The sequence below is a fragment of the Pseudomonas sp. DTU12.3 genome (assembly GCF_004124275.1).
GTDB classification, from domain to species: domain Bacteria; phylum Pseudomonadota; class Gammaproteobacteria; order Pseudomonadales; family Pseudomonadaceae; genus Aquipseudomonas; species Aquipseudomonas helmanticensis.
The window spans coordinates 1,640,879-1,665,819 of record NZ_CP027218.1; the positions used below are offsets into that span (position 1 = coordinate 1,640,879).

Sequence of the window (24,941 nt, forward strand, 5' to 3'; positions counted from 1 at the left end):
ATGGATTATCCGAACAGTGTGCCCAGTTCAGGTCTGGTGAACGGCAAGTTCGTCGATGAGAACCCGTTGACCGGCACGCCGGGTTCGCTGATTCCGGCGACTTGGGGCAATGCTGTAACTGAGGAGCTGCTGACTGTGATTCGTGCGGCGGGGCTGGTGCCTTCCGAGACTGAGTCGAATCAACTGCTCAGGGCGCTCAAGAGCGTGCTATCGCAGGACGCCTTGCCCTTCGCCGCGTTGGCATTTCCAACAGTGTCCACGACGGATGGACGCATTGCAGTGTCCGCTGCCAGCGGCACGGCGGGTGGCACTGTGTCTGTTCCAGGCGGGGTCCTGGTCGGTCTCTGCGAGGAAGTGACTATTGGCATGACGGCCCGTCCGCGTGGGTTGTTTACGCCGGTGTGGGCATCGCCTGCGCTAGACATCAACAGTACTTATTTTCTGCGAATGCAGGTGCGTGACGGGGCGCTGGTTTGCTACACGCAAAAAGGCGCGGATACCGATGCGATTCCGGCGTCGATGAAGGGCGGATCCGGTGTCAGTGGCGGTGGTTTCGATTCCACCTGCATCGACATGCTGGTGGCCAGAATAGTGACCACGGGTGCAGGGACTTTGCCCACGCTGACGCTCTTGGCGAACAAGGCTCGCCTTGAGGCTGTCGGCGTCTGGTCTGGTGCCAATGGCAACTACTCGGTGACGTTGAATTGGGCGCGTAAACCCCGTGCCTACCTGGCCGGCATTTTTGACTTCGATGACAACGTCAAAACCGATTACGGCGTGATCAGTGAGGATACGGGCGTCAGTTTCGTTGGCACACAATTCATGCCGGCGGGTGGGTTTACTGATCGATATATGGGCCGGGTGGCTATTACTGCGTGGGCACAGAACCTGAGTGCCGTCGGGCGCATGAACGCCCGTGTCCGATGGGAGGTTTGACAATGAAAGCGATGATCGAAAATGGCGTGGTTACCGGTTTCGTGACCGGTGATATCGACTGCGGTATTACGGTGCCGGCAGGCGTGTCGGTGTGCCCCGGTTGGATCTATCAGGACGATACATTCAGCGCACCGGTCGAGGCACCTGTGGCGCAACAGATCACATTCAGTGTGGAGCGTCTGTGGCGTACGACAGCGCTGACGCAGTCGGACTGGCTGGTGACCCGCCATCGCGACGAAGTGGATTCTGGAGTACAGACCAGTCTGAGCAGCAAGCAGTTTGCGAAGTTGCTGGCCCATCGTCAGGCCCTGCGTGATTGGCCGGGCGCCAACGATACCGCCGACGCCGAATCGCGTCCGCAACCACCCAAGTGGCTGGTGCGGATGTCCTGACGGCCAACTGCAAACTTCCTCCGCGCATTATTCAAGCCCACTTCAATGTGGGCTTTATTTTCCGAAAACCGATCGTGGACAGACACGCGAAAGACGCCGCGTCGACGTAGGTCATTTGTCATTTCAAAGGAACGAACAACCTATGGATTATCCAAAAAGCGTCCCCAGCGTCGGCCTGGTCGATGGTCGTTTCGTCGATGAAAACCCGGTGGCAGGTACGCCGGGTTCGTTGATTCCGGCTGTGTGGGGCAATGCGGTCACAGAGGAAGTACTCAACGTTGTCATTGATGCAGGACTGACACCTGCTGAGGGAGACAACCGGCAGTTGCTCAAAGCCTTGCAAGTGCTGTTGGCATTGGCCAGCCCTATGGCAACGTCCGTGACCAGTGTGGCGAGCTCCAAAGCGTTGGCGGCAAATGAACTCGGGCTGGTGCTCGTCAATGCGAGCAGTGGTGCGACCACCATCAGCCTGCCGTCGGCTGACCTCACGCTGGGGGTTCGCGACGTCATAGTTCGTCGTGTCGACAACTCGACATCGCGCTTGGCAGTGCGCGCTTCGGGCACCGACAAAATCAGATTTCATACCCATCTTGTCGCGGCCGGGTACCCCTTTTTTGTGCTGATGGGGTCGGGTGACTGGTGGCATCTGCGCAGTGATGGTGCAGGCAATTGGTGGCCGATCGGACGGTTCGATGGAACACCGTTGGGCCGGGCCGTCTTCGAGACCACGGCACTGCTCAACCCCGGAGGATATGGTCCGCTTAACGGGGCGGTATTCAGTCGCAGCGACTGGCCGTGGTTGTGGGATCACGCGCAGCTGTCCGGTGCCCTGACCACGGAAGCCGCGAGGGTCGGCGCCGAGGGTGGCTGGACCAGCGGAGATGGCTCGTTGACCTTTCGCGGGCCGGAAGGTCGAGGTGAGTTCATCAGAGTGTGCGATGAGGGGCGTGGGGTTGATACCGGTCGCTCGATCGGCAGTTGGCAGCTCGACATGTTCCGCTCTCATCGACACGAACTCAAAAGCGACATGCTGGGCGTTCCGCTGGTGTCGGCACCGAACGCGGCGCCTGACGCCTTGTTTAATCAGGCCAACATCAGTCTCGGGTTTACCGAAAATACCGGCGGTGTCGAAACCCGTCCGCGCAACATGGCTTACGCAGGCAGGATCAAGCTCATCTGACGCCGCTGCTCCGGCATTTCTCAGCCGCAAAAGGAAGTGAACAATGACTTACTACTATGTTGTAAATGAAACGACCCAGGAATTGACCGGGCCCATCGAGTTACCGATTACGCCCGGAATAGGCGTTCAGGTTCCCGGCAATGTGATTGAGTTGGCGGAACAATTGCCAGCCGCCGAGCCAGGGTATGTATGGGTTCGGCGCAATGGCCAGACCTCGCAGTTGATCGATTTGCGCAACCGGTTCGTCTATCGCAAGGACGATGGCAATTATGTCTACTGGACCGAACTGGGACCGCTGCCTGATGACCTGACGTCTAAGCCGCGTCCCAACGCATATTACTTCTGGAAGGACGATAACTGGGTGCTCAACGTCGAAGCCGAACGGGCCGGTCTGGCAGCGCAGGCGGATGTCGAACGCGATAGTCGCCTGCGTGAAGTGCTCATTCGCGTCGCGCCATTGCAATACGCCTATGACCTAGGGGAAGCCACCAGTGATCAATTAGCTTCGCTGCAGGCTTGGAAACGTTACGTCCTGAACCTGGCTCGAATTGAATTGCAAGCGAACTACCCATCGATCATCGAATGGCCGAGCGCACCTGCCCGACTCTTGGTCGAGTACACCGTTTAACCCGCAAGTCTTTCACTAAAAACTTACCGGCGGCCTCGTGCTTCCAGCATTCGGCTGCCTGTAAATCAAAAAAGGTGCCGACATGGACTATCCAAAAAGTATTCCCGGTGTGGGATTGGCTGACGGCGGCTTCGTCGATGAAAACCCGCTCGCCGGAACACCGGGATCGTTGATTCCCGCTGCGTGGGGCAACAGCGTCACTAAAGAAATTCTCAACGCGATCAAGGCTGCCGGATTGACACCGGATGAAGCCAAAACCGATCAACTGGCCAGCGCAATCGGTGCACTGGTCGACTTCAACAAACTGAAAAATACCCCGACCACGTTGGCCGGCTACGGCATCACCGATGCGGTGGGGCGGTTGCTGGCGGTCAGGCAGTTCGAAACGATCGGGATTACGGTCTACGTGCCAAATCCGAAAGCCAAGCGCATTCGCGTGCGATTGGTCGGTGCGGGTGGCTCTGGCGGTGGATGCACGCCGGTGCCGGTTAACAATCAGATCCTCGGCGGCGGCGGTGGCTCAGGTGCCTACGCCGAAAGCCTGTTTGAGGTGACGGCGCCAATGCTTGCCGGCGTGCCGATTACTCTTGGCGCAGGTGGCGCTGTCAGCAATACCACTGGTTTATCGGGTGGCGGAGCTTCTTTTGGCGCTTACATGAGTGTTTCGGGAGGCGGTGGCGGGCAAAAACTTGCGATCGTGGTCACGGGCACTTCGTCCGGATTCATTCAGGGCGGTGTGGGCGGTGCGGTGACTGGCGGCAACCTTTGCAGCGCGCGTGGCGTTACGGGCGGATACGGTATGAGCAATGCCAATTGGGGGTTGCTCTCCGGTAGCGGAGCCGCCAGTCCGTTTGATGGCGGCGCTTCCTTTACGGGTTCCAATACGGTTGGCAACGCCGGTATTCGTGGTTCCGGAGGCAGCGGTTCATGCTCGGTCAACCCTTCCGCTTCAGTCGTCAGCGGTGCCGGCGGTAACGCGTTCTGCGAAATCTGGGAGTACGAATAATGGCCGTTTATGCACGGATCGAGAACGGCGTCGTCGTCGAACGGATTGACACGGGTGACTACGCAATCAGCCAACTGTTTGCGCCGTCCTTTGTCGAATCGATGGTGCGAGTACCGGAGGGGCAGGAAGTAGAAATCGGCGGGCCGATCAGCAGGTTGACAGTGGCTGCCGAACCACTGCCTGCGCAGCGAAGTCAGGCGATCCTGCAGGCGCCGATTGCTGCAGATCAAGCGCCTGCGGCAGTGGAGCGTAGCTGGCGTCAGGTATCTCTTGGCGCGACAGAATGGTTGGTCACGCGTCACCGCGATGAACAGGAGTTGGGGCGCGGAACCTTGCTCAAGGCTGCGCAATACCTGGAGTTGCTCGAGTACCGACAAGCGTTGCGTGACTGGCCTGATTCGGCGCTTTTCCCCGCGGTGTCTTCGCGGCCATCAGCGCCGCCCTGGCTGGCCAGCGTGATTGGCTGAGGCCTGCGCACCCACTGTATTTAATCAAGGAGATGAACATTGGATTATCCCAAGAGTGTGCCCAGTGTCGGCCTGGTCAATGGCCAGTTTGTCGACGAAGACCCGATCGCCGGTAAACCCGGCTCGCTGATCCCGGCGACGTGGGGCAACAGCGTCACGCAAGAGATTCTTAACGTTGTTCAGGCGGCCGGTCTGACGCCGAACGAGTCGTCGAACAATCAGTTGTTGGCGGCATTGCGCAGCCCGACATTGTTCACGACGGCGCCGCAGTTTGATGGTGGACGCTCGGCAGCAACGTCCGAGTTTGTGCAGCGGGCGCTGGGCAGTTATGCCAGTGCTCGCGGTATATCCGCCGCTGCCCAATTGACCCAGGCCGATGTCGGTTGTTCGATCGGTCTGGGCGGTAATGCGGCGTATACCGTTACGCTTCCGGATGCCGCAGCGGTGCCGAGCGGCGCCGCGATCAGCTTGCATTGTCGCAACAGCGCACCCGTTACCGTGGCCAGTAAAACCGGCACGCAGATCAGTCCGCAAGGGACTTATCTGGCGTCGCTCGTCATCAACAATGGTGAGAGTGCGAACTTCGTCAGAGAGTCTGGGGTGTGGGTGGTTTATGGCACTGCTGCGTTGAAGTACTCGGCGTTTGCGGCGCAACTCAATCCAAGCAGTCAATTCGGCTATCAAAAATTTCCCAGTGGTTTGATCGTGCAGTGGTTGATCGGCGCGTCTGACGTCAATGCAACCATGAGTCTGTCACTGCCTATCAGATTTCCTACTGCAGTCCTCGGTGGCGTGGCCAATGAGGCTTACCCCGGCGCCTGGGTTTCCAGCACCGGGACAATCTGGGGATTCGATACGTCCGCATCATCCACGTCTGTAGCCGTTGCACGCGTCAGGGTGGCTGACGGAACAACTGTAAGACCGGGACCAGGCGTTTCCGGTCGAATTCTGGTTTGGGGGTATTAGAGATGTCTATTTACTTTTACGCACAAACCCTGGGATTTGACCTGCCAGACAACCCGTATCCGCAGTTGCCCGAAGGCGCCGTAGAAATTACCCGCGCTCAGTACACCGAGCTATTTGTCGGGCAGGCCATTGGCAAGGTCATCAGCGCCAGTGCCAGTGGGCAACCCGTGCTCACCGAGTCGGTTGTCGACGCGTTCGCGCTCGCCAGCCATGAACGTTCCTGGCGCAACCAAATGCTGCAAGACACCCAATGGCTAGTGTTCCGTGACGCTGAGGAGCTGGACGTCGGTGAGGGCACCACCTTGCGTGCTGAAGAATTCAAACAACTGCTGGCTTACCGGCAATTATTGCGCGAATGGCCGAACGATCCCGACTTTCCCGATGCACAGGCTCGCCCTGTCGAGCCTGATTGGCTGGATGGTTTGCTGCGGGCGAATAGCTGAAGTCAATCCGCTGGTTCGCGTCTGAGCCACTGAGGAATTAACATGGATTACCCGAAAAGCGTCCCCGGCTCCGGCCTGGAGAACGGCAAGTTTGTCGATGAAGACCCGATTGCGGGCAAGCCCGGTTCACTGATCCCGGCCAGTTGGGGCAACAGCGTTACCGAAGAAATTCTCAGCGCTATTAAAGCCGCAGGGTTGACCCCGGATGAAGATCAGACCAATCAACTCGCGCAGGCGATTCGGCTGTTGTCGAAGCCGGATCCGTTGCAGCAATTCCCGGTGCAGGTGTACCGAAAGAATTTGCTGATCAACGGTGGATTCGATATCTGGCAACGCGGGACGACCAATCAGGGGCCGAATATTGGTGGTTACGTGGCTGATCGGTTTCGCTGTGACTGGAGCGGTAATGCGGCTGTAGCGATCAGCCGGCAGAGCTTCGTTCCGGGGCAGGCCGAGGTGGCCGGTGAGCCGGCGTATTTCCTGCGCTGGCAACAGACCACGGCGGGCGTTGGTGCAACGGAGCATAAAATTTCCCAGGCTATCGAGTCGGTTCGGAGCCTGGCCGGGAAAACGGCCACCGTGACGTTCTGGGCACGTTCCGATGCGGCGCGTGCACTGAAAGTAGCGGTTACGCAATATTTTGGCACAGGCGGTTCGGAACCCGTGACCAAAGCGGTCGAAGCCTTTCAGTTGAACACGGCCTGGACCCAGTACACCGCGACATTTCAGGTGCCAACCATTGCCGGCAAAATGCTCGGCACGAACGATTTCCTGAGACTGGCATTCGACCTGCCGCTCAACGTCGTGCAGACGGTCGATCTGGCGCAGATCCAGTTGGAAGAAGGGCCGGTTTCTACGCCTTTCGAATACCGTCCGGTCGCTGAAGAGTTGATGCTGTGTCAACGATATTTCGAGAAATCTTTCGCCAACCGTCTACCGGTTCAGGCGAACAATGGCGCCAGTACGTGCATTCTTTCGTTTAGCCAGTCAGCGGGTGCCAACAGTGGCCAATATGGCTTGGCTATCCACATGCAGATACTGAAGAGAGTGCAACCTACGGTTGTGCTGTATAGCCCTGCAAATGCAACTAATCAGGTCTGGAACTACACGGTTCAAACAACCTGTACGGGGACATTCATACACGGTGTGACGCAGCGTACTTTCGCCATTAGCACAGTGACGTCACCCAACAGCGTGCCCGGTAACGGGCTGCAAGTTGAATGGACAGCAGATGCTGAAATCTAGGAGTGACTCATGACGTATCAATTGACAGCGTGCGGCGTATTGCGCATCGAGGATTCCGCGTTCATCCCACAAGACCCGACCAATCGCGACTGGCTCGAGTATCAGGTGTGGCTGGTATCGGGCGGGCAAGTGCTGCCATTGGATGAAACCTCTAATGAAGTTGCTCCGGGCGGCACCCTGAAAACTCTGGCAAATAAATGGCTGGCAGGCATTGGCCGGCAGCCGTGATTCAATCGGGGGAATATCCAGGGAGGATTACGCATCATGCAAATAACTGAAAACAACCTTATCGACATCATGCCCAACGCCCGCTCCCAAGCGGGCGTTTTTGTTTCTGCGCTCAATGCCGCCATGACGCGCCGCCGCATCGACACGCCCAAACGTATTGCGGCGTTTCTGGCGCAGGTCGGCCACGAGTCGGGGCAACTGCGTTATGTGCGCGAGCTGGGCAACAACCAATACCTGAGCAAATACGATACCGGCACATTGGCGCTGCGTCTGGGCAATACCCCAGAGGCTGATGGCGACGGGCAAAAGTATCGCGGACGTGGGCTGATACAAATCACTGGCCGTAGCAATTATCGACAATGCAGCGTTGGCCTGTTTGGCGATGAGCGGCTGTTGTCGTTGCCCGAACTGCTCGAACAGCCGCAATGGGCAGCCGAATCCGCCGCGTGGTTCTGGGAACAGAACGGTTTGAACGAACTGGCCGATCGCGACCAGTTCAACACCATCACCCGGCGCATCAACGGCGGGTTGAACGGCTTGCAGGATCGTCTGGAAATCTGGGCGCGGGCGAGGGCGGTGTTATGCCAATCCCCTGGCGAATGATCGGCATCTTGTTGTTGGCGCTGGGAGCTTTTGCCGTGGCCTGGCAGTTGCAGGACTGGCGTTACGGCCGGCAACTCGCCGAGCAGGCTCGGTTAAACGCCGAAGTCCTCAATCAACAGAATTTTGCCGCGGCCTCAGCCCAACAGGCCGAGCAGGATAAACGCCTGGCGCTGGAGCAACGGCTCGCCGCCAGTGAACAAACCCACTATCGAGCACTGAGCGATGCCCAACGTGATCAGGATCGCCTGCGCGATCGTCTTGCCACTGCTGATGTGCGCCTGTCAGTCCTACTCGACGCCAGCGACGTTGCCCCAGGCTGCAACGTGCCAGCCGCCGCCGGCCCCGGCGGCGTGGATCATGCAACCGTACGCGCCCGACTTGACCCGGCGCATGCTCAACGAATTATCGCTATCACCGACAGCGGCGACCGCGGATTGATCGCGCTGCAGGCGTGTCAGGCCTATGTCAGAGCGTTGGCTCCCGAACATTTTGAATGACTCTGTGTATTGAAAGCGCAACCGGCTCGTGTACGGTGAAGGCATCCCACACGATCCGGAGTGCGCCGTGAAAGAGATCACCCAATTGGCTGCTGAACTTGGCCGACGCCTGCAAGTGCTCAATGCCCACGTCACCACCGCCGAGTCCTGCACCGGCGGCGGTATCGCCGAGGCGATCACGCGGATTCCCGGCAGCTCGGCGTGGTTTGAAGCGGGTTACGTGACGTACTCCAATCGGCAGAAAACCCAGCAATTGAATGTGCCGGTCGAGTTGTTCGAGACGGTGGGTGCGGTCAGTGCCGAGGTGGTCGAGGCAATGGTGCGTGGCGCGCAGGACAAAAGCCTGGCGCGATTTGCCGTGGCGGTCAGCGGGGTGGCCGGGCCGGATGGGGGTTCACCGAACAAACCGGTGGGCACGGTGTGGCTGGCCTGGGGTGTTGGCGAAACGGTCACCAGTGAGGTTCAGCACTTCCCCGGTAACCGCGATGAAGTCCGCCGACAAACGGTGAAGGCCGCGCTAGAGGGGCTCCTGCGACTAGCGGCACGAGAAATCGAAAATCAGGGGTAGGCGATCCGCGAACGCTGTGGAATAATACTGGCTACTTATACAGGTGTTGGCCGTCAGGCCTTATTGATTACGTGAGGACTTTAATGGACGACAACAAGAAGAAAGCCTTGGCTGCGGCCCTGGGTCAGATCGAACGTCAATTCGGCAAGGGTGCCGTGATGCGTATGGGCGATCAGGACCGTCAGGCGATCCCGGCTATCTCCACTGGCTCTCTGGGGCTGGACATCGCACTCGGCATTGGCGGTCTGCCAAAAGGCCGTATCGTTGAAATCTACGGTCCGGAATCCTCCGGTAAAACCACACTGACCTTGTCGGTGATCGCCCAGGCACAAAAAGCCGGCGCGACCTGCGCATTCGTCGACGCCGAACACGCTCTCGACCCTGAGTACGCCGGCAAACTGGGCGTCAACGTTGACGACCTGCTGGTATCCCAGCCGGACACCGGCGAGCAGGCCCTGGAAATCACCGACATGCTGGTGCGTTCCAACGCGGTTGACGTGATCATCGTCGACTCCGTGGCTGCACTGGTACCGAAGGCTGAAATCGAAGGCGAAATGGGTGACATGCACGTGGGCCTGCAAGCCCGTCTGATGTCCCAGGCGCTGCGTAAAATCACCGGTAACATCAAGAACGCTAACTGCCTGGTAATCTTCATCAACCAGATCCGCATGAAGATCGGCGTGATGTTCGGTAGCCCGGAAACCACCACCGGTGGTAACGCGCTGAAGTTCTACGCCTCGGTTCGTCTCGACATCCGCCGTACCGGCGCGGTGAAGGAAGGCGACGAAGTGGTCGGCAGCGAAACCCGCGTCAAGGTTGTGAAGAACAAGGTTGCTTCGCCGTTCCGTCAGGCCGAGTTCCAGATTCTTTACGGCAAAGGCATCTACCTCAACGGCGAGATGATCGACCTCGGTGTGTTGCACGGTTTCGTCGAGAAGTCCGGCGCCTGGTACGCCTACGAAGGCACCAAGATCGGTCAGGGCAAGGCCAACTCGGCCAAGTTCCTGGCAGACAACCCGGAAATCGCTGCGAAACTCGAGAAGCAACTGCGTGACAAGCTGCTGACGCCTACAGTGATCGACTCCAAGGCCTCGGCAGTCGCAGTCAAAGAGACTGCAGACGACCTGGCCGACGCTGACATCTGATTGCAGCGATGACCACCGCCGTACTCGATACCCTCGTCGCGGTGCGGCGAACCGCCATGGACCTGCTCGCACGTCGCGAGCACGGTCGAGTCGAGCTGACGCGTAAACTGCGTCAGCGCGGCGCTGAGGCGGAGTTGATCGAAACAGCCCTCGATCGTTTGACGGAAGAAGGGCTGCTTTCCGAAGCCCGTTACCTTGAAAGTTTTGTGTCCTACCGTGCCCGTTCCGGCTATGGCCCTCTGCGGATTCGCGAAGAGCTGGGCCAGCGCGGTTTGCAGCGTGCTGATATCGAACTCGCCCTGCGCGAATGCGGTATCAGTTGGCAGCAGCAGCTTCAGGACACCTGGCAACGCAAGTTCTCCGGACATTTGCCGATCGACGCGAAAGAGCGGGCCAAGCAAGGCCGTTTCCTGGCGTATCGAGGCTTTTCGATGGAGATGATCAACCGCTTGTTCAGCGGTCGCGGCATGGACGATTAAAACGATTCAACAAAAACGGCCCTCTATGAAAATAGCGGGCCGTTTTTTTTTGCTTTCAAATGACCTTTGACGGTTCGCGCGCGCGTTGCGCTGCTTGCGGTTTGGAGTCTGCCCAGTTTTCCGGCAGGTTGATGTAATCGATCAACTCCCGCAGACGCCCGTGAGTGCGAGCGTTAAAAGCGAAGGCCAGTCGCGCCAGATGGCTGAACTGCGCTTCGTCGTGTTCCTCGCCGTTGTAGGCGTGTTGATGAAACTGGTCGCTCAGGCACAGATCGGCGAAAGCTTCCTGCATATGCTCCAGCGCCTGATCGTTGAGTTTGTGATGCATGCGAATCACGAACTGCCGCTTGAGCCAGCGGCTCGAGTGGAAGTTGCTGTAGAACTGGTTGATCTGTTCTACGGCCTCTTCAACGCTGTAGACCAATCGCATCAGCTTCATGTCAGTCGGCAGGATGTAACGGTTGTCCTCCAGTTGCTGACGAATGAAGTCCATTGCGACCTGCCAGAACGTGCCGCCCGGCGCATCCAGTAACACCACAGGCACCAGTGGACTTTTACCGGTCTGGATCAGTGTCAGTACCTCCAGTGCTTCATCCAGCGTGCCGAATCCGCCAGGGCACAAAACCAGCGCGTCGGCTTCTTTGACGAAAAACAGTTTGCGCGTGAAGAAGAAGTGGAACGGCAGCAGATTATTGGTGCCATCGACAGTCGGGTTGGCATGCTGCTCGAAGGGTAGGGTGATGTTGAACCCGAGACTGTGATCACGTCCGGCACCTTCATGCGCGGCGGCCATGATGCCGCCCCCGGCGCCGGTAATGACCATCATGTCTGAATGCGCCAACGCGGCACCGAGTTCGCGCGCCATGGCATACAACGGATGCTCGACCGGCGTGCGCGCCGAGCCGAATACGGTGACTTTACGGCGGCCCTTGAATTGTTCCAGCACACGAAACGCCTGCTCCAGTTCGCGCAGGGCTTGCAGGGTGATCTTGGCGTTCCAGCGGTTGTGGTCTTCCTGTGCCATGCGCAGCACGGTGAGGATCATGTCGCGGTAGATGGGGATGTTCGGGCTGTTGGGGGAAACACGGTTGAGTTGTGCTTCGACCTGGCTGATAAGGTCGGGACCGCTTTCCTGAAAATGCCGGCTGAGCAAGTCATTCGGTTGGTAAGGCATTCAACGTCTCCTTCTGCACAGAGCGGATGGCCCTGACGAGCGGCGTCAGTGCCGCGCTGCAAAAAAACACACGATCGGCAGTTCCTTGTCTGCCGTTGAAAAGTGATCGGGAATACTCTGAATCTAGACCCTTGCGCGCGTTTGCGCTGGCTTGATCATTGCGCCGCAACGTTCTGGCTGGCAACCGCTTATTGATTTTTTGCCAGTGTCGGCACCGCTCGTCCGAACGCACGCCGAGTGGCCATCCCTCTGATTAACTAACTGACAGGCACCGTACGACAGCATTGCGTCAATCACCGTATGCAAGGTGCACGTGATTCAAGGATTTGCGGGTGGCAAGGAGGCGGGACACATGGCCAGAGTGATTCTGGAGATCGATACGCAGCTGTATCGAATGTTGAAGGCATCAGCCGAGACCAATCATGTCAGTCTCGAAGAGGAGTGCTGCCGGCGGTTGGCTGGCGGCGAGCGCCGTTCGCACTATTTACAGGCCTTGCTGGCCGAACTGCGCGCCGAGGATGAACAGCGGCGCGCCAATTCACGTTGATTACTTCTTCTTCGCCGGGCCGGCTTTCGGGCAATCCGATTCCTGGTAGCTGGCGGAGCCGACCGCTTTGTTGGTTTTCACTTCGGTGAAGTCGTAACGCATGATCGCGCCCTTGGCCATCAGCTTGCGAAACGAAGGGTTGTTGCACACCGAGGCGCCCAACTGGAAATACACGGCTTTGGGGTCAGCGCGCATCTTGTCGGCGTGGCTCTTTTGCACGCTCAGGTGGTTGATCAGCTGTGTGCCTTCAACGGTGAAGCCCTGATCAAGAATGTCTTCACTGATGGCGCGTGGCGTGCCGACGCTGCTTTGGGCGGCGACGTTGCGCAGCTCACGGTTCAGATTCTGCTCACTCAAGGAGGCGGCCTGAGCGGTGAAGGACGACGCCAGCAGAATGGCAGCGGTGGGAACGATAAGGCGCAGCATGAAACTCTCCTGATTCGGTGACTGGTGGTTCGACCAGCCTCGGGGCTGTGCGTTCAGTGGCGGCGAATTATAGGGGAGCCGGTCGGGAGGGTACAGGCTTGTGCCCGTTGCTCTGGTAAACTGCCGCCCTTTATTGCCCTGCCGAGTGCTGTTCGTGTCGAGTTTCCCTGTCTGCCGGCGTTATCCGCGATGAACCATGCCCCCAACGCCGTCGCCCGTTTGCGCGACCAGCGCGAAGATGAAGGCATCAAGCCGATTCAGGCCCGTGGCTTTCGCTCCGAACGTTGCCGTGACTGCCGGGTGATCATCAGCCATTGCCTGTGCGCCTGGCGGCCGAGTGTCGAGACCCGTTCCGGCGTGTGCCTGATCATGACCGGCAAGGAAGTGTTCAAACCGAGTAATACCGGTTGGCTGATTGCCGATGTGGTGCGCGATAACCATGCGTTCATCTGGTCGCGCACCGAGCCCGATCCGCAGATGCTCGCACTGCTCAATGACCCGCAATGGCAGCCGTATCTGGTGTTTCCCGGTGAATATGTCGAGCCGTCGCGAGTGACCAACACTGTCGCCATCGATAGCAGCAAACGCCCGCTGTTCATTCTGCTGGATGCGACTTGGACCGAAGCCCGGAAGATCTTCCGCAAAAGCCCTTACTTCGACCGTTTGCCGATCCTCAGCCTGCTGCCCGACAAACTCTCGCGCTATCGCTTGCGCCGTTCGACCCGCAGCGAGCACCTGTGCACCGCCGAAGTCGCGGCGCTGTGTCTGGAGCTGGCAGGCGACACGGATGCGGCCTCTGCCCTGGACGCTTACTTTGACGTGTTCAGCCAGCACTATCTGGGCGCCAAGCAGCAACTGGACATGAACGAGTCGACGCCGGCCCATGCCGAGTTGCAAGCCTATATACCAAAGCCGCAGCCGGTGTCGGCCGCATAGTGGCCCATACTGTACGCAACGGTGGCCGTGCTGCTTGACCACCCCGTCTTCGCTGGGCATGCTTGGCGCCGATTAGGGTGCGGCCAAGGTTTGAAACGCCGTGTTTGCTGTTGATTGGCGTTGAACGTGCCCCTGTGGATATCGCTTCAAAGCGGCATCTCGAGTTGCTTTGGCCAGACCGGAATGCACCGCGTCTGCCATCAAAAACAGGATCATTTGAAAAATGGCCACATACGACATCCTGATTGCCGATGATCACCCTCTGTTTCGTAGCGCACTGCATCAGGCGGTGACGCTGGGCCTTGGCCCGGATGTACGCCTGGTGGAAGTGGCAAGCATTGCCGAACTGGAAACCCGCCTGACCGAAAAAGCCGACTGGGATCTGGTCCTGCTCGACCTCAACATGCCCGGCGCTTACGGATTTTCCGGTTTGGTGCTGCTGCGCGGGCAATACCCGCAGATTCCGGTGGTGATGGTTTCGGCGCAGGAAGAAGCTTCGGTCATGGTCAAATCCCGTGAGTTTGGCGCCAGTGGCTTTATTCCCAAGTCCAGCGACCTCAGCGTGATTCAGCAAGCAGTGCGCAAAGTGCTCGATGGCGATGTGTTCTGGCCGCCGCAGGCGTTCGAAGCGGTCGCTGTTTCCGACGAAGCCAAAGCCGCCAGCGACGGCCTTGCCAGCCTGACCCCGCAGCAATTTCGCGTGTTGACCATGGTCTGCGAAGGCCTGCTGAACAAGCAGATTGCCTATGAGCTGAGTGTGTCGGAAGCGACCATCAAGGCCCACGTTACGGCGATCTTTCGCAAGTTGAATGTGCGTACTCGCACGCAAGCGGCTTTACTGCTGCAACAACTTGAGTCAATTCCGAGCCATTAAAGGCTGGTGTCTTCACGCTTTTTTGACTTTTATTGATCTAGCTTTCTCACTCCTTTTTGGTTGGTTTCTTCCTTATGTCACCTTTCAAGGGCCAGACCGGCCTGAAACGTATCCTCAACGCCTCCGGTTATTCGCTCGATGGCCTGCGCGCCGCCTTCACCGGTGAAGCGGCGTTCCGCCAACTGGTGCTGCTCAATGTCGTGCTGATTCCGCTGACATTCTTCCTCAATGTCAGTCGCGTAGAACAGGCGCTGTTGATTGCCGTGTGCCTGCTGGCGCTGATCGTCGAGCTGCTGAACTCGGCAGTCGAAGCGGCCATCGACCGCATCTCGCTGGAACTGCACCCATTGTCGAAGAACGCCAAGGACATGGGCAGCGCCGCGCAATTTGTCGCGCTGACCATGATCGCGCTGGTGTGGGCCGTTATTCTGCTTTAAGCAATTGTCGGCAAGACGATCTCGTCGCTGCGCTGCACCCCGGCGGTGAAAGCGCGGCACAGCTCGAGAAACTCGCGCATCGCCGAGGTCTGGTATTTCTGCTTGTGCCAGATGAAGTAGAACTGCCGCGCCAGATCGAGATCCGGCGTTTCTACCGGCACCAGACTGCCGCGCCGGAACGCATCGCGCAGCGCCAGCCGCGAGATGCAGCCAATCCCCAGTCCCGACTCCACCGCGCGCTTGATCGCTTCGGTGTGCTCCAGCTCCAGACGGATATTCAGCGAGCTGCGATGGTGACGCATGGCCTGATCGAAAGTTAGCCGCGTGCCCGAACCCTGCTCACGCAGGATCCATGCTTCGTGGGTCAACTCTTCCATGGTCGCGCTGCCGCGTTGGGCCAGCGGATGCTGTGGCGCGCAAAACACCACCAGCTCATCCTCGACCCAGCTCTGCACTTCGATGTCGGGATGGCTGCAATCGCCTTCGATTAGACCCAGATCAATTTCGTAGTGGGCGACTTGTTGCACGATATTGGCAGTGTTCTGTACGTGCAGCTTCACCTGACTTTCGGGGTGGCGCTGCATGAAACTGCCGATCAGCAACGTCGCCAGGTAATTGCCGATGGTCAGGGTGGCGCCCACCGACAGCGAGCCGAAACCGGATTTGCCGTTGAGCAGGTCTTCGATTTCCTTGGCCTGATCGAGCAGGGCCACCGCTTGCGGCAACAGCTGTTTGCCGAGGGCGTTGAGGCTCAGCCGTTTGCCGGCGCGGTCGAATAGCTGGCAGCTGGATTGGCGCTCGAGTTCGGTGATCGAGGTGCTGGCGGCTGACTGTGAGAGGTTGAGCAGACCCGCAGCACGGGATACGCTTTCCTGCTGGGCGACGGCGACGAAGACTTGCAGTTGACGGAGAGTAAATCGCATATCGATATAACCGATAACCCTTATCTTAATAATCCAGTTAACAGATATTGTCGTCGCTATTAGAATGCGATGCAATTGCGCACTCTCAGCGGTATAAGCCAGCGCAGACCCAATCTCCAGGAGTCAAACGTACATGAGCAACATGAACCACGAGCGTGTCCTCAGTGTTCATCACTGGAACGACACTCTGTTCAGCTTCAAGTGCACCCGCGATCCGGGCCTGCGCTTCGAGAACGGTCAGTTCGTGATGATCGGCCTGCAGCAGCCCAACGGCCGCCCGCTTATGCGCGCTTACTCGATCGCCAGCCCGAACTGGGAAGAGCATCTGGAATTCTTCAGCATCAAGGTGCAGGACGGTCCGCTGACTTCGCAGTTGCAGCACTTGAAGGAAGGCGACGAGATCATCATCTCGAAGAAGCCTACCGGTACTCTGGTGCTTGACGACCTGAACCCGGGCAAGCATTTGTACCTGCTGAGCACCGGCACTGGTCTGGCACCGTTCATGAGCGTGATCCAGGACCCGGAAACCTACGAGCGCTTTGAAAAAGTGATCCTTGTGCACGGTGTGCGTTACGTCAACGAAGTCGCCTACCGCGAGTTCATCACCGAGCACCTGCCGCAGAACGAGTTCTTCGGCGAAGCGCTGCGTGACAAGCTGATCTACTACCCGACCGTGACCCGTGAGCCTTTCGAGAATCAGGGCCGTCTGACCGATCTGATGCGCAGCGGCAAGCTGTTCAGCGACATCGGCCTGCCACCGATCAACCCGCAGGACGACCGCGCGATGATCTGCGGCAGCCCGAGCATGCTCGACGAGACCAGCGAAGTGCTCGACAGCTTCGGCCTGAAGATCTCGGCGCGGATGCGTGAGCCGGGTGATTACCTGATCGAGCGTGCGTTCGTCGAGAAGTAATCCCCCAACTCCTGTGGGAGCGGGCTTGCTCGCGAATGCGGTGTATCAGACACATGTCAGTTGACTGGTACGACGCTTTCGCGAGCAAGCCCGCTCCCACAATTGGTTTTGTGGTGTGACAGTAAAAGCCCGCGTTGCCTGAGAAGGCAGCGCGGGCTTTCTCGTTTTCGGGGGTTATGCTTCGGCAGGAATGACTTCGAGTACGCGTATTTGCTCGGGTGTCGGGTAATGCCAGCGCACATCCAGATCCCAGAACTGCGCGCCGTACTCGCGTTCCGGCGCCGGGGTTTGATACGCCGGACGCGGGTCCTGAGCCAGACACTGTTCAATCAGCTCAACCAGCGGCTCGTCGAGGCGCTGAGCGTGGCTGTGCGCTTGTTTCAACGCCGAGTCCGTCCACTGCACGTCAATCAGCTGCGGCGCGGCGCTGGCGATGCTATTGACGGCGTTAGGGATGATATCGGCATAGGGCACATACGGTTTGATGTCCAGCACCGGCGTGCCGTCGAGCAAATCGATGCCAGAGATGAACAGTCGATTGCCTTCGACCTTGTCCAGTTTCACCACCGATTGGCCGATGCCGTTCGGCCGGTGAGTGGCGCGGGTAGCGAACACGCCCATGGACTTGTTGCCGCCCAGTCGCGGTGGACGGACTTTCAGGCGAGGCTTGTCTTCCAGCGCTTGATGGAACAGAAACAGCAACCAGACGTGGCTGACCTGTTCCAGACCTTGCACGGCGTCACCCTGATCGAACGGCGCCACCAGTTCCAGCACGCCACGGGCGGCGGGCGCTAGTTGCGGTTGGCGGGGAATGGCGAATTTCTCCTTGAAGCAGGAGCGCACGAAGCCGATGGGGGAGACGCTGTAAGTCATGGTTTGCATTCGAAGCGGGGCAGGGTGGCATGATGCCCGAAAGATCAAAAGATCGCAGCCTTCGGCAACTCCTACAGGGGCGCGTCGATCCCATGTAGAAGCTGCCGAAGGCTACGATCTTTTAAAGGCTGAACCCACCATCCAGCGGAATGATATTCCCGGTCATATATGCGCCAGCGGTACTCGCCAGACTGATCGCCAACGCCGCCATTTCTTCCTCACGCCCCCAGCGCTTCATCGGGATCAGCGCCGTGTCTTCAGCCAACGCCTGCTGATCATTGCCAATATGCTGGGTCATCTTGCTCGGAAAGCGCCCCGGTGCGATCACGTTGACGTTGATGTGCTGGCTCACCAGTTCCCGCGCGAGAATGCGCGACAATTGGTGTAGGGCCGCTTTACTCGGCCCGTAGGCATAGGCCTGTTCGCCAAACGAAGAAATTCCCGCCACAGAACCGATGTTGATGATCCGTGCCGGATTCGCCGCTGAACCGGCTTTGCGCAACAGCGGCAGAAACTGCTGGATGCAGCTGAACACCGAGGTCACGTTGAGCTGCATGACCTTCTCCCAACCCTTCACCGGATAGCTCTCCAGCGGCGCGCCCCAGGTGGTGCCGGCGTTGTTCACCAGAATATCCAGATGAGTGATCTGCTCGCCCAGGCGGGCGGCCAGCTCCTGTACGCCTTCTTCCGTCGCCAGGTTGGCGGCGATGCTATGACATTTGCCCAGGGCGCTGAGTTCTTCGGCGGTTTGATGACACGCTTCAGCGTCACGCGAGCAGACATAGACACGCGCGCCAGCCTCGACAAAGGCTTTGGCGATCATTTTGCCGATACCACGGGTGCCGCCGGTCACCAGAGCGGTGCGGCCTTGCAGGGAAAAGTATGGGTGCATGGCGAGTCCTGAGGATTAGGGATCAATACACCCTAGTCGTCAGCCGCAAAAAGCGGAGCCACTATTTTCGCAGGGAATGAACGGTCATGCGCTGCGGCGGCGACTATTGGTCGCCACCGCAAAGAGGATCAGGCTGGGCGAACGCGCAGGGTCAGGCCCTTGAGGAAGTTGCGCAGCAACTGGTCGCCGCAAGGACGGTAGTTGGTGTGGCCAACCTTGCGGAACAGCGCGCTCAGCTCAGGCTTGGACACCGGGAACTCGGCCGCCTTGAGAATCGCGTGCATGTCGTCTTCTTTCAGTTCGAAGGCCACGCGCAGCTTTTTCAGGATGATGTTGTTGGTGACTGGCACTTCGATCGGCTGCGGCGGACGGCTTTCGTCCTTGCCACGCTTGAAGATCACCAGGCCATCGAGGAAGTGCGCGATGACTTCGTCCGGGCAGCGCACGAAACCTTCTTCGTCTTCTTCTTTCTTGTCGAGCCAGGTCAGCACGTCAGCGAGCGCGACGTCCATGCCGCCGAGCTTGATGATCTCGACAACCTTCTTGTCGCTGATGTCGAGCATGTAGCGCACGCTGCGCAATACGTCGTTATGAATCATGTGAGTAATCCTGATAAGCGTTGTGGGCAGCACGCAGGCGCGCTGCCGGAATGTGTGGCGGCAGTGGAAGCGTTAGAACTTCTCTTTGCCGGACAGGTAGCGCCATTGGCCGACCGGGACTTTGCCTATCGAGACGCCGCCGATGCGGATGCGGCGGATGCCGATGACCTTCAGGCCGACCGCTTCGCAGAACTGGGCGATGATCCCCGGCTGCGGATTTTTCATGGCGAAGCGCAGACGGTTTTCGTTCTGCCAACTGGCCTTGACCGGCGGCAGCTCCTTGCCCTTGTGCGTGAGGCCGTGCTGCAAGCGATTGAGGCCGTGGGCGACCATGTCGCCTTCGACTTCGACAATGTATTCCTGCTCGATCTTCGCGGCGTCAGCGGTGAGCTTGCGCAGGATTTTCCAGTCCTGAGTGAACACCAACAGCCCGCTGGCCTTGGCTTGCAGGTCGGAACTGGCGGTCAGGCGCAGGAAGTGCCCGCGCAGGGGGCGCTTGCTGAAACGATGCTCTTCGCTGAGGGTTTCGGCGCTGAGCGACTGCATGGCGGTCTCGACGTCGATGCCGGCCGGCGCGTTGAGCAGGATGGTCACCGGCTCCGGCGCGGTGGCCTTGGCGTCCTTGTCGAGCTCGACTTTCTGCTCGCCGACCTTGAATTGCGGCTCGTCAATCACTTCGCCGTCCACGGTGACCCAGCCGCCCTCGATGAACAGCTCGGCCTCCCGGCGGGAGCAACCGACCAGTTCGATGAGGCGTTTGGAGAGGCGAATCGGGTCAGTCATGACAGGGCCGTAACAAAAAAGGGGTGGGCATTGTACCTGTGTGGCGCCGGTTAAGCCCGGTTCCATTTACGGGGTGTTCGCATTTCCCTGTGGGAGCTAGCCTGCTAGCGATTGCATCACCGCGGTGTATCTGACGGACCGCGGCGCCTGCATCGCTAGCAGGCTAGCTCCCACAGTTGTTTTGGGTTGGGTCAGCCGTTGCTTGAGCGCTGCTGGTTTTGTCGCAAGCGCATGTGCAGCAACGGGTACGGCTGGCCCATGCCATCCACCTCAGAGCGGCCGATCACTTCAAACCCCTGCTTGAAGTAAAAGCCCAGCGCCTGTGGATTCTGTTCGTTGACGTCCAGTTCATCGGCATTCAGATGCTGCATCGCGTAGTTCAGCAGTTTCTTGCCCAAACCCTGGCCGCGATGATCGGGATCGATGAACAGCATCTCGATCTTGCCCGCTGCCACCCCGGCAAACCCGGTGATGCGCTGGTTGGCGTCCTTGGTGCAGATCAGCATCACCGCATCGAGGTAACGCGTCAGCACCAGATTGCGCAGCAATTCGATGTAGCTGTCCGGCAGAAAATCATGGGTGGCGCGAACCGAGGCCTCCCAGACCCGGGTCAGTTCCTGATAATCGCTGAGTTTCGGTGTGTGGATGACCGAATGGTGACGCATGCCCGTCTGCCTCTTGTCCGTTTCAAGGGAGTCCGTCCCCCGCTAAACGATAGCCGTAAAAAAGCCCCGCATCGAGCGAGGCTTTTAAATTCAGCACTGTGCCGAATCCCTGTAGGAGCTGACGAGTGAAACGAGGCTGCGATCTTTTGATCTTGTTTTTCGAGATCAACAGATCGCAGCCTTCGGCAGCTCCTACAGGGGGTGCGGCGTTAGATCTGTTCGGCCCACAGGTCGTATTCGTCGGCGTCGGTGACTTTGCACCAGACCTTGTCGCCCGGCTTCAGGTTGCTGCCGTTGTCGATAAACACGTTGCCGTCGATTTCCGGTGCGTCGAAGAAGCAGCGGCCAACTGCGCCTTGCTCGTCGACTTCGTCCACCAGCACTTCGATTTCACGGCCGATGCGCAGTTGCAGGCGTGCCGAGCTGATCGCTTGCTGGTGCGCCATGAAGCGATCCCAACGATCCTGCTTGACGTCGTCCGGTACGATCTCCAGATCCAGATCATTGGCCGGAGCGCCTTCAACCGGCGAGTACTGGAAGCAGCCGACGCGGTCGAGCTGGGCTTCGGTCAGCCAGTTCAGCAGGTACTGGAAATCTTCTTCGGTTTCGCCCGGGAAACCGACGATGAAGGTCGAACGGATGATCAGGTCCGGGCAGATTTCGCGCCAGTTCTTGATGCGCGCCAGGGTCTTGTCTTCGAACGCCGGGCGTTTCATCGACTTCAGCACTTTCGGGCTGGCGTGCTGGAACGGGATGTCCAGGTACGGCAGGATCTTGCCGGCGGCCATCAGCGGAATCAGCTCGTCAACGTGCGGGTACGGGTAAACGTAGTGCAGACGGACCCAGACGCCGAGGGTGCTGAGCGCTTCGCAGAGTTCGGTCATGCGGGTTTTCACCGGCGCGCCGTTCCAGAAGCCAGTGCGGTATTTCACGTCAACGCCGTAAGCGCTGGTGTCCTGCGAAATGACCAGCAACTCTTTAACGCCGGATTTGACCAGACGCTGAGCTTCGTCGAGCACATCGCCAACCGGACGGCTCACCAGTTTGCCGCGCATCGACGGGATGATGCAGAACGAGCAGCTGTGATTACAGCCTTCGGAAATCTTCAGGTACGCATAGTGACGCGGGGTCAGCTTGATGCCTTGCGGCGGCACCAGGTCGATCAGCGGGTTGTGATCCTTACGTGGCGGCACCACTTGGTGCACGGCGTTGACCACTTGCTCGTACTGCTGCGGACCGGTCACGGCCAGCACGCTCGGGTGGACGTTGCGGATGTTGCCTTCTTCTACGCCCATGCAACCGGTGACGATCACCTTGCCGTTTTCCTTGATCGCTTCGCCGATCACTTCCAAAGACTCAGCCTTGGCCGAATCGATGAAACCGCAGGTGTTGACGACTACAACGTCGGCGTCCTGATAGGTGGACACCACGTCATAGCCTTCCATGCGCAGCTGGGTCAGGATGCGCTCGGAGTCGACCAGTGCTTTCGGGCAACCCAGAGATACAAAGCCAACCTTTGGATTGGCCGGCGCAGGAGTGGTGGACATGTCTAACCTCGGTATTTTGTGACATCGCTTTCTTGGTGCGAAAGCCGACGGATGGGCGCTTAGGGCGCGCCTCTGATCAAAAAGTGCGCAATTCTAGCGGCGAGCAACGCACTTGACCAGCTTTATGCAGGGAAATACGACGAGTGCTGCGCTATGCTTCGCGCCGTGGAGCTTTACCAATTTTTTACAGTCAACAAAACGTCTGTAACAACAGGTAAAACGGCGCATGCTGCACCACAAAGCATAGTGCTTCATTCAAAGAAGCCGGTTCTAAAATCAGGAGTGTTGGATGGGTCAGGCAAGTAGTCATGCGGCAGGCGCCGAGGGTTCGGCCTCCAAGCCGCTGAGCATGCTGGTCGCGGCAGTCGGGGTAGTTTACGGCGACATCGGCACGAGCCCGTTGTACACCCTCAAAGAAGTGTTTTCCGGCGGTTACGGCGTACCGGTCAACCACGACGGCGTGCTGGGCATTCTGTCGTTGATCTTCTGGTCGCTGATCTGGGTCGTGTCGATCAAATACATGATGTTCGTGCTGCGCGCCGACAACCAGGGCGAGGGCGGCATCATGGCGCTCACCGCACTGGCGCGGCGGGCGGCAGGGCATCGCAAGAAACTGCGTTCGTTGCTGGTGGTTTGCGGGCTGATCGGCGCGGCGCTGTTTTACGGCGACAGCATGATCACCCCGGCGATTTCCGTGCTGTCGGCGATTGAGGGGCTGGGGCTGGCATTCGATGGCATCGACCATTGGGTGGTGCCGCTGTCATTGGTGGTGCTGGTCGGTTTGTTCCTGATCCAGCGTCACGGTACGGCGCGGATCGGCATTCTGTTTGGGCCGATCATGGTCACCTGGTTCCTCGTCCTTGGCGCTCTCGGCGTGTATGGCATCAGCCACACCCCGGAAGTGCTGCATGCGATGAATCCTGCTTGGGCGGTGCGCTTCTTCACTGTTCACCCTGGCATGGGCGTGGCCATCCTCGGCGCCGTGGTGCTGGCGTTGACCGGTGCCGAAGCGCTGTACGCCGACATGGGCCACTTCGGCCGCAAGCCGATTGCCCGCGCCTGGTTCATTTTGGTGTTGCCGGCGCTGGTGCTTAATTACTTCGGTCAGGGTGCTTTGCTGCTCGACAACCCGGAAGCGGCGCGTAACCCGTTCTATCTGTTGGCACCGAGTTGGGCGCTGATTCCACTCGTTGGTTTGTCGACCCTGGCGACAGTGATTGCCTCGCAAGCGGTAATTTCCGGCGCGTTCTCCCTGACTCGTCAGGCGATTCAGCTTGGCTATATTCCGCGCATGTACATTCAGCACACCTCCAGCGATGAACAGGGCCAGATCTACATTGGCGCGGTGAACTGGGCGCTGATGGTGGGCGTGGTCCTGTTGGTGCTGGGCTTCGAGTCCTCCGGCGCACTGGCCTCGGCCTACGGCGTGGCGGTGACTGGCACCATGCTGATGACCACCATTCTGGTGTCGGCGGTGATGCTGCTGCTGTGGAAATGGCCACCGATACTCGCGGTGCCGGTGTTGATCGGCTTCCTGCTGGTGGACGGCCTGTACTTCGCCGCCAACGTGCCGAAAATCGTGCAGGGCGGTGCGTTCCCGGTGATCGCCGGTATCGCGCTGTTCGTGCTGATGACTACGTGGAAGCGCGGCAAGCAATTGCTGGTCGAACGCCTTGACGAAGGCGCGCTGCCGCTGCCGATCTTCATCAGCAGCATTCGCGTGCAACCGCCACATCGGGTGCAGGGCACCGCGGTGTTCCTCACCGCACGCTCCGACGCCGTGCCGCACGCGTTGTTGCACAACCTGCTGCACAACCAGGTGCTGCATGAGCAGGTGGTTCTGCTGACGGTCGTCTACGAAGACATCCCGCGCGTACCGCCATCGCGACGTTTCGAGGTCGAGGCTCATGGCGAAGGCTTCTTCCGGGTGATCCTGCACTTCGGCTTCACCGACGAGCCGGACGTGCCGCAGGCGCTGAAGTTGTGTCATCTGGATGATCTGGACTTCAGCCCGATGCGGACGACCTACTTCCTCAGCCGGGAAACGGTGATTGCCTCGAAGCTTGAAGGTATGGCGCGTTGGCGAGAGGCGTTGTTTGCGTTCATGTTGAAAAATGCCAACGGCAATTTGCGCTTCTTCAATCTGCCGCTGAACCGGGTGATTGAGTTGGGGACGCAGGTGGAGATGTAGCCTGCGCCTCAACTGAAAAGCCCCCGTCAGCCTTGTGGCTGGCGGGGGCTTTTTTGTGCCTGAACACATTGCTTGAATCCTGCACCAATCCCCTGTGGGAGCGGGCTTGCTCGCGAATGGGGTGGATCAGCTACTGGAGATGTCGTCTGACACAACGCCTTCGCGAGCAAGCCCGCTCCCACAGGGGATCTACGTCCTGCCGAAAATCCCGAATCAAACTCAGGCCCTGTGGGAGCTGGGTATCTCCTGTATCCCGTGATCAACACAAATCTCCTGTGGGAGTGAGCCTGCTCGCGATAGCGGTGTGTCAGTGGCAGATAGGTGGCTGACACTCCGCTATCGCGAGCAGGCTCGCTCCTACAGGGGATTTGGGTGGCT

The 24,941-nt window shown here is 59.0% G+C and carries 30 protein-coding genes; 21 read left to right on the plus strand and 9 right to left on the minus strand.

Annotated features, from left to right (window positions below):
* The 15 genes from C2E19_RS29060 (at position 1) to recX (ending at position 10,783) form a co-directional block, all read left to right on the plus strand.
* Positions 1 to 936, plus strand: coding sequence for a hypothetical protein (locus C2E19_RS29060; protein ID WP_174823929.1), 936 nt, complete (start codon positions 1 to 3; stop codon positions 934 to 936).
* A 2-nt stretch (positions 937 to 938) separates the two neighbouring features.
* The gene (locus C2E19_RS07400) at positions 939 to 1,328 is read left to right on the plus strand and encodes a hypothetical protein (RefSeq protein ID WP_129389959.1); all 390 of its coding nucleotides are present in this window, start codon (positions 939 to 941) and stop codon (positions 1,326 to 1,328) included.
* Between the two features lie 142 nt (positions 1,329 to 1,470).
* Positions 1,471 to 2,508: a phage tail protein gene (locus C2E19_RS07405; protein WP_129389962.1), complete on the plus strand. Its 1,038-nt coding sequence runs from the start codon at positions 1,471 to 1,473 to the stop codon at positions 2,506 to 2,508.
* A gap of 43 nt (positions 2,509 to 2,551) precedes the next feature.
* Positions 2,552 to 3,136, plus strand: a complete 585-nt coding sequence (locus C2E19_RS07410; protein WP_129389965.1) for a tail fiber assembly protein — start codon at positions 2,552 to 2,554, stop codon at positions 3,134 to 3,136.
* Positions 3,137 to 3,218: 82 nt separating this feature from the next.
* Entirely contained in the window at positions 3,219 to 4,142 is a 924-nt protein-coding gene (locus C2E19_RS07415) for a hypothetical protein (protein WP_129389969.1), read from the plus strand.
* Positions 4,142 to 4,609, plus strand: a complete 468-nt coding sequence (locus C2E19_RS07420; RefSeq protein WP_129389972.1) for a phage tail assembly chaperone — start codon at positions 4,142 to 4,144, stop codon at positions 4,607 to 4,609. The genes C2E19_RS07415 and C2E19_RS07420 overlap by 1 nt, the downstream gene beginning before the upstream one ends.
* Before the next feature lie 39 nt (positions 4,610 to 4,648).
* On the plus strand, positions 4,649 to 5,575 hold the full coding sequence (locus C2E19_RS07425) for a phage tail protein (RefSeq protein ID WP_129389975.1): 927 nt from the start codon (positions 4,649 to 4,651) through the stop codon (positions 5,573 to 5,575).
* Positions 5,576 to 5,577: 2 nt separating this feature from the next.
* Positions 5,578 to 6,018 carry a phage tail assembly chaperone gene (locus C2E19_RS07430; protein WP_129389978.1) on the plus strand — a complete coding sequence of 147 codons (441 nt, stop codon included), beginning with the start codon at positions 5,578 to 5,580 and terminating at the stop codon, positions 6,016 to 6,018.
* Between the two features lie 42 nt (positions 6,019 to 6,060).
* Complete coding sequence (locus tag C2E19_RS07435; protein WP_129389981.1) at positions 6,061 to 7,263, plus strand: carbohydrate-binding protein CenC; 1,203 nt, start codon at positions 6,061 to 6,063, stop codon at positions 7,261 to 7,263.
* A 9-nt stretch (positions 7,264 to 7,272) separates the two neighbouring features.
* Positions 7,273 to 7,491 carry a hypothetical protein gene (locus tag C2E19_RS07440; RefSeq protein WP_129389983.1) on the plus strand — a complete coding sequence of 73 codons (219 nt, stop codon included), beginning with the start codon at positions 7,273 to 7,275 and terminating at the stop codon, positions 7,489 to 7,491.
* Between the two features lie 36 nt (positions 7,492 to 7,527).
* Positions 7,528 to 8,094: a glycoside hydrolase family 19 protein gene (locus tag C2E19_RS07445; protein ID WP_129389986.1), complete on the plus strand. Its 567-nt coding sequence runs from the start codon at positions 7,528 to 7,530 to the stop codon at positions 8,092 to 8,094.
* Positions 8,073 to 8,591 (plus strand): lysis system i-spanin subunit Rz, encoded by a 519-nt coding sequence (locus C2E19_RS07450; protein ID WP_129389990.1) that lies wholly within the window; start codon positions 8,073 to 8,075, stop codon positions 8,589 to 8,591. The genes C2E19_RS07445 and C2E19_RS07450 overlap by 22 nt, the downstream gene beginning before the upstream one ends.
* Positions 8,592 to 8,658: 67 nt before the next feature.
* On the plus strand, positions 8,659 to 9,159 hold the full coding sequence (locus tag C2E19_RS07455) for a CinA family protein (RefSeq protein ID WP_129389993.1): 501 nt from the start codon (positions 8,659 to 8,661) through the stop codon (positions 9,157 to 9,159).
* Between the two features lie 83 nt (positions 9,160 to 9,242).
* The gene (gene recA / locus C2E19_RS07460) at positions 9,243 to 10,304 is read left to right on the plus strand and encodes a recombinase RecA (protein ID WP_129389996.1); all 1,062 of its coding nucleotides are present in this window, start codon (positions 9,243 to 9,245) and stop codon (positions 10,302 to 10,304) included.
* Between the two features lie 8 nt (positions 10,305 to 10,312).
* Positions 10,313 to 10,783 (plus strand): recombination regulator RecX, encoded by a 471-nt coding sequence (gene recX, locus C2E19_RS07465; protein WP_129389999.1) that lies wholly within the window; start codon positions 10,313 to 10,315, stop codon positions 10,781 to 10,783.
* Between the two features lie 55 nt (positions 10,784 to 10,838).
* On the opposite strand, the gene C2E19_RS07470 is transcribed toward recX, so the two are convergent.
* The gene (locus C2E19_RS07470; protein ID WP_129390002.1) at positions 10,839 to 11,957 is read right to left on the minus strand and encodes a TIGR00730 family Rossman fold protein; all 1,119 of its coding nucleotides are present in this window, start codon (positions 11,955 to 11,957) and stop codon (positions 10,839 to 10,841) included.
* 352 nt (positions 11,958 to 12,309) lie between these two features.
* Here C2E19_RS07470 and C2E19_RS07475 point away from each other — a divergent pair, with 352 nt between their 5' ends.
* A complete protein-coding gene (locus C2E19_RS07475; RefSeq protein WP_008077170.1) occupies positions 12,310 to 12,504 on the plus strand; it encodes a hypothetical protein in 195 nt (64 codons plus the stop codon).
* Here the strand turns inward: C2E19_RS07475 and C2E19_RS07480 are convergent, their stop codons facing one another.
* Positions 12,505 to 12,930 (minus strand): PA3611 family quorum-sensing-regulated virulence factor, encoded by a 426-nt coding sequence (locus tag C2E19_RS07480; protein WP_129390005.1) that lies wholly within the window; start codon positions 12,928 to 12,930, stop codon positions 12,505 to 12,507.
* Between the two features lie 189 nt (positions 12,931 to 13,119).
* Between C2E19_RS07480 and C2E19_RS07485 the strand changes: the two genes are divergently transcribed.
* From C2E19_RS07485 to C2E19_RS07495, 3 genes are all read left to right on the plus strand, one after another.
* Positions 13,120 to 13,866, plus strand: a complete 747-nt coding sequence (locus C2E19_RS07485; RefSeq protein ID WP_129390008.1) for a tRNA-uridine aminocarboxypropyltransferase — start codon at positions 13,120 to 13,122, stop codon at positions 13,864 to 13,866.
* 223 nt (positions 13,867 to 14,089) lie between these two features.
* Positions 14,090 to 14,740, plus strand: a complete 651-nt coding sequence (gene erdR, locus C2E19_RS07490) for a response regulator transcription factor ErdR (RefSeq protein WP_129390011.1) — start codon at positions 14,090 to 14,092, stop codon at positions 14,738 to 14,740.
* A 74-nt stretch (positions 14,741 to 14,814) separates the two neighbouring features.
* Positions 14,815 to 15,177, plus strand: a complete 363-nt coding sequence (locus tag C2E19_RS07495) for a diacylglycerol kinase (protein ID WP_129390014.1) — start codon at positions 14,815 to 14,817, stop codon at positions 15,175 to 15,177.
* On the opposite strand, the gene C2E19_RS07500 is transcribed toward C2E19_RS07495, so the two are convergent.
* The gene (locus C2E19_RS07500; RefSeq protein ID WP_008077179.1) at positions 15,174 to 16,100 is read right to left on the minus strand and encodes a LysR family transcriptional regulator; all 927 of its coding nucleotides are present in this window, start codon (positions 16,098 to 16,100) and stop codon (positions 15,174 to 15,176) included. The two genes, C2E19_RS07495 and C2E19_RS07500, sit on opposite strands and share 4 nt — an antisense overlap.
* A 133-nt stretch (positions 16,101 to 16,233) precedes the next feature.
* On the opposite strand from C2E19_RS07500, the gene fpr reads away from it, so the two are divergent.
* Positions 16,234 to 17,013, plus strand: coding sequence for a ferredoxin-NADP reductase (fpr, locus tag C2E19_RS07505; RefSeq protein ID WP_007908723.1), 780 nt, complete (start codon positions 16,234 to 16,236; stop codon positions 17,011 to 17,013).
* Positions 17,014 to 17,187: 174 nt separating this feature from the next.
* Here the strand turns inward: fpr and tsaA are convergent, their stop codons facing one another.
* The 6 genes from tsaA to rimO form a co-directional block, all read right to left on the minus strand.
* Complete coding sequence (gene tsaA, locus C2E19_RS07510; protein ID WP_129390017.1) at positions 17,188 to 17,886, minus strand: tRNA (N6-threonylcarbamoyladenosine(37)-N6)-methyltransferase TrmO; 699 nt, start codon at positions 17,884 to 17,886, stop codon at positions 17,188 to 17,190.
* Between the two features lie 121 nt (positions 17,887 to 18,007).
* Positions 18,008 to 18,778: an SDR family oxidoreductase gene (locus tag C2E19_RS07515; protein ID WP_129390020.1), complete on the minus strand. Its 771-nt coding sequence runs from the start codon at positions 18,776 to 18,778 to the stop codon at positions 18,008 to 18,010.
* Positions 18,779 to 18,906: 128 nt separating this feature from the next.
* Positions 18,907 to 19,377 (minus strand): DUF1456 family protein, encoded by a 471-nt coding sequence (locus C2E19_RS07520; RefSeq protein WP_053117744.1) that lies wholly within the window; start codon positions 19,375 to 19,377, stop codon positions 18,907 to 18,909.
* Positions 19,378 to 19,449: 72 nt separating this feature from the next.
* Positions 19,450 to 20,160 carry an rRNA pseudouridine synthase gene (locus tag C2E19_RS07525; protein ID WP_129390023.1) on the minus strand — a complete coding sequence of 237 codons (711 nt, stop codon included), beginning with the start codon at positions 20,158 to 20,160 and terminating at the stop codon, positions 19,450 to 19,452.
* Between the two features lie 191 nt (positions 20,161 to 20,351).
* Positions 20,352 to 20,825, minus strand: a complete 474-nt coding sequence (locus C2E19_RS07530; protein ID WP_129390025.1) for a GNAT family N-acetyltransferase — start codon at positions 20,823 to 20,825, stop codon at positions 20,352 to 20,354.
* A 209-nt stretch (positions 20,826 to 21,034) separates the two neighbouring features.
* Entirely contained in the window at positions 21,035 to 22,372 is a 1,338-nt protein-coding gene (rimO, locus tag C2E19_RS07535; RefSeq protein ID WP_129390028.1) for a 30S ribosomal protein S12 methylthiotransferase RimO, read from the minus strand.
* A gap of 349 nt (positions 22,373 to 22,721) precedes the next feature.
* Here rimO and C2E19_RS07540 point away from each other — a divergent pair, with 349 nt between their 5' ends.
* Positions 22,722 to 24,563 carry a potassium transporter Kup gene (locus C2E19_RS07540; protein ID WP_372238475.1) on the plus strand — a complete coding sequence of 614 codons (1,842 nt, stop codon included), beginning with the start codon at positions 22,722 to 22,724 and terminating at the stop codon, positions 24,561 to 24,563.
* Positions 24,564 to 24,941 lie beyond the last annotated feature (378 nt).

Excerpts from the sequence above, each read along its gene's own strand:
- C2E19_RS29060 (WP_174823929.1), top strand. The coding sequence starts at position 1 with ATGGATTATCCGAACAGTGTGCCCAGTTCAGGTCTGGTGAACGGCAAG.
- C2E19_RS07400 (WP_129389959.1), top strand. The coding sequence starts at position 939 with ATGAAAGCGATGATCGAAAATGGCGTGGTTACCGGTTTCGTGACCGGT.
- C2E19_RS07405 (WP_129389962.1), top strand. The coding sequence starts at position 1,471 with ATGGATTATCCAAAAAGCGTCCCCAGCGTCGGCCTGGTCGATGGTCGT.
- C2E19_RS07410 (WP_129389965.1), top strand. The coding sequence starts at position 2,552 with ATGACTTACTACTATGTTGTAAATGAAACGACCCAGGAATTGACCGGG.
- C2E19_RS07415 (WP_129389969.1), top strand. The coding sequence starts at position 3,219 with ATGGACTATCCAAAAAGTATTCCCGGTGTGGGATTGGCTGACGGCGGC.
- C2E19_RS07420 (WP_129389972.1), top strand. The coding sequence starts at position 4,142 with ATGGCCGTTTATGCACGGATCGAGAACGGCGTCGTCGTCGAACGGATT.
- C2E19_RS07430 (WP_129389978.1), top strand. The coding sequence starts at position 5,578 with ATGTCTATTTACTTTTACGCACAAACCCTGGGATTTGACCTGCCAGAC.
- C2E19_RS07435 (WP_129389981.1), top strand. The coding sequence starts at position 6,061 with ATGGATTACCCGAAAAGCGTCCCCGGCTCCGGCCTGGAGAACGGCAAG.
- C2E19_RS07440 (WP_129389983.1), top strand. The coding sequence starts at position 7,273 with ATGACGTATCAATTGACAGCGTGCGGCGTATTGCGCATCGAGGATTCC.
- C2E19_RS07445 (WP_129389986.1), top strand. The coding sequence starts at position 7,528 with ATGCAAATAACTGAAAACAACCTTATCGACATCATGCCCAACGCCCGC.
- C2E19_RS07450 (WP_129389990.1), top strand. The coding sequence starts at position 8,073 with ATGCCAATCCCCTGGCGAATGATCGGCATCTTGTTGTTGGCGCTGGGA.
- recA (WP_129389996.1), top strand. The coding sequence starts at position 9,243 with ATGGACGACAACAAGAAGAAAGCCTTGGCTGCGGCCCTGGGTCAGATC.
- recX (WP_129389999.1), top strand. The coding sequence starts at position 10,313 with ATGACCACCGCCGTACTCGATACCCTCGTCGCGGTGCGGCGAACCGCC.
- C2E19_RS07470 (WP_129390002.1), bottom strand. The coding sequence starts at position 11,957 with ATGCCTTACCAACCGAATGACTTGCTCAGCCGGCATTTTCAGGAAAGC.
- C2E19_RS07475 (WP_008077170.1), top strand. The coding sequence starts at position 12,310 with ATGGCCAGAGTGATTCTGGAGATCGATACGCAGCTGTATCGAATGTTG.
- C2E19_RS07480 (WP_129390005.1), bottom strand. The coding sequence starts at position 12,930 with ATGCTGCGCCTTATCGTTCCCACCGCTGCCATTCTGCTGGCGTCGTCC.
- C2E19_RS07485 (WP_129390008.1), top strand. The coding sequence starts at position 13,120 with ATGAACCATGCCCCCAACGCCGTCGCCCGTTTGCGCGACCAGCGCGAA.
- erdR (WP_129390011.1), top strand. The coding sequence starts at position 14,090 with ATGGCCACATACGACATCCTGATTGCCGATGATCACCCTCTGTTTCGT.
- C2E19_RS07495 (WP_129390014.1), top strand. The coding sequence starts at position 14,815 with ATGTCACCTTTCAAGGGCCAGACCGGCCTGAAACGTATCCTCAACGCC.
- C2E19_RS07500 (WP_008077179.1), bottom strand. The coding sequence starts at position 16,100 with ATGCGATTTACTCTCCGTCAACTGCAAGTCTTCGTCGCCGTCGCCCAG.
- fpr (WP_007908723.1), top strand. The coding sequence starts at position 16,234 with ATGAGCAACATGAACCACGAGCGTGTCCTCAGTGTTCATCACTGGAAC.
- tsaA (WP_129390017.1), bottom strand. The coding sequence starts at position 17,886 with ATGACTTACAGCGTCTCCCCCATCGGCTTCGTGCGCTCCTGCTTCAAG.
- C2E19_RS07515 (WP_129390020.1), bottom strand. The coding sequence starts at position 18,778 with ATGCACCCATACTTTTCCCTGCAAGGCCGCACCGCTCTGGTGACCGGC.
- C2E19_RS07520 (WP_053117744.1), bottom strand. The coding sequence starts at position 19,377 with ATGATTCATAACGACGTATTGCGCAGCGTGCGCTACATGCTCGACATC.
- C2E19_RS07525 (WP_129390023.1), bottom strand. The coding sequence starts at position 20,160 with ATGACTGACCCGATTCGCCTCTCCAAACGCCTCATCGAACTGGTCGGT.
- C2E19_RS07530 (WP_129390025.1), bottom strand. The coding sequence starts at position 20,825 with ATGCGTCACCATTCGGTCATCCACACACCGAAACTCAGCGATTATCAG.
- rimO (WP_129390028.1), bottom strand. The coding sequence starts at position 22,372 with ATGTCCACCACTCCTGCGCCGGCCAATCCAAAGGTTGGCTTTGTATCT.
- C2E19_RS07540 (WP_372238475.1), top strand. The coding sequence starts at position 22,722 with ATGCTGGTCGCGGCAGTCGGGGTAGTTTACGGCGACATCGGCACGAGC.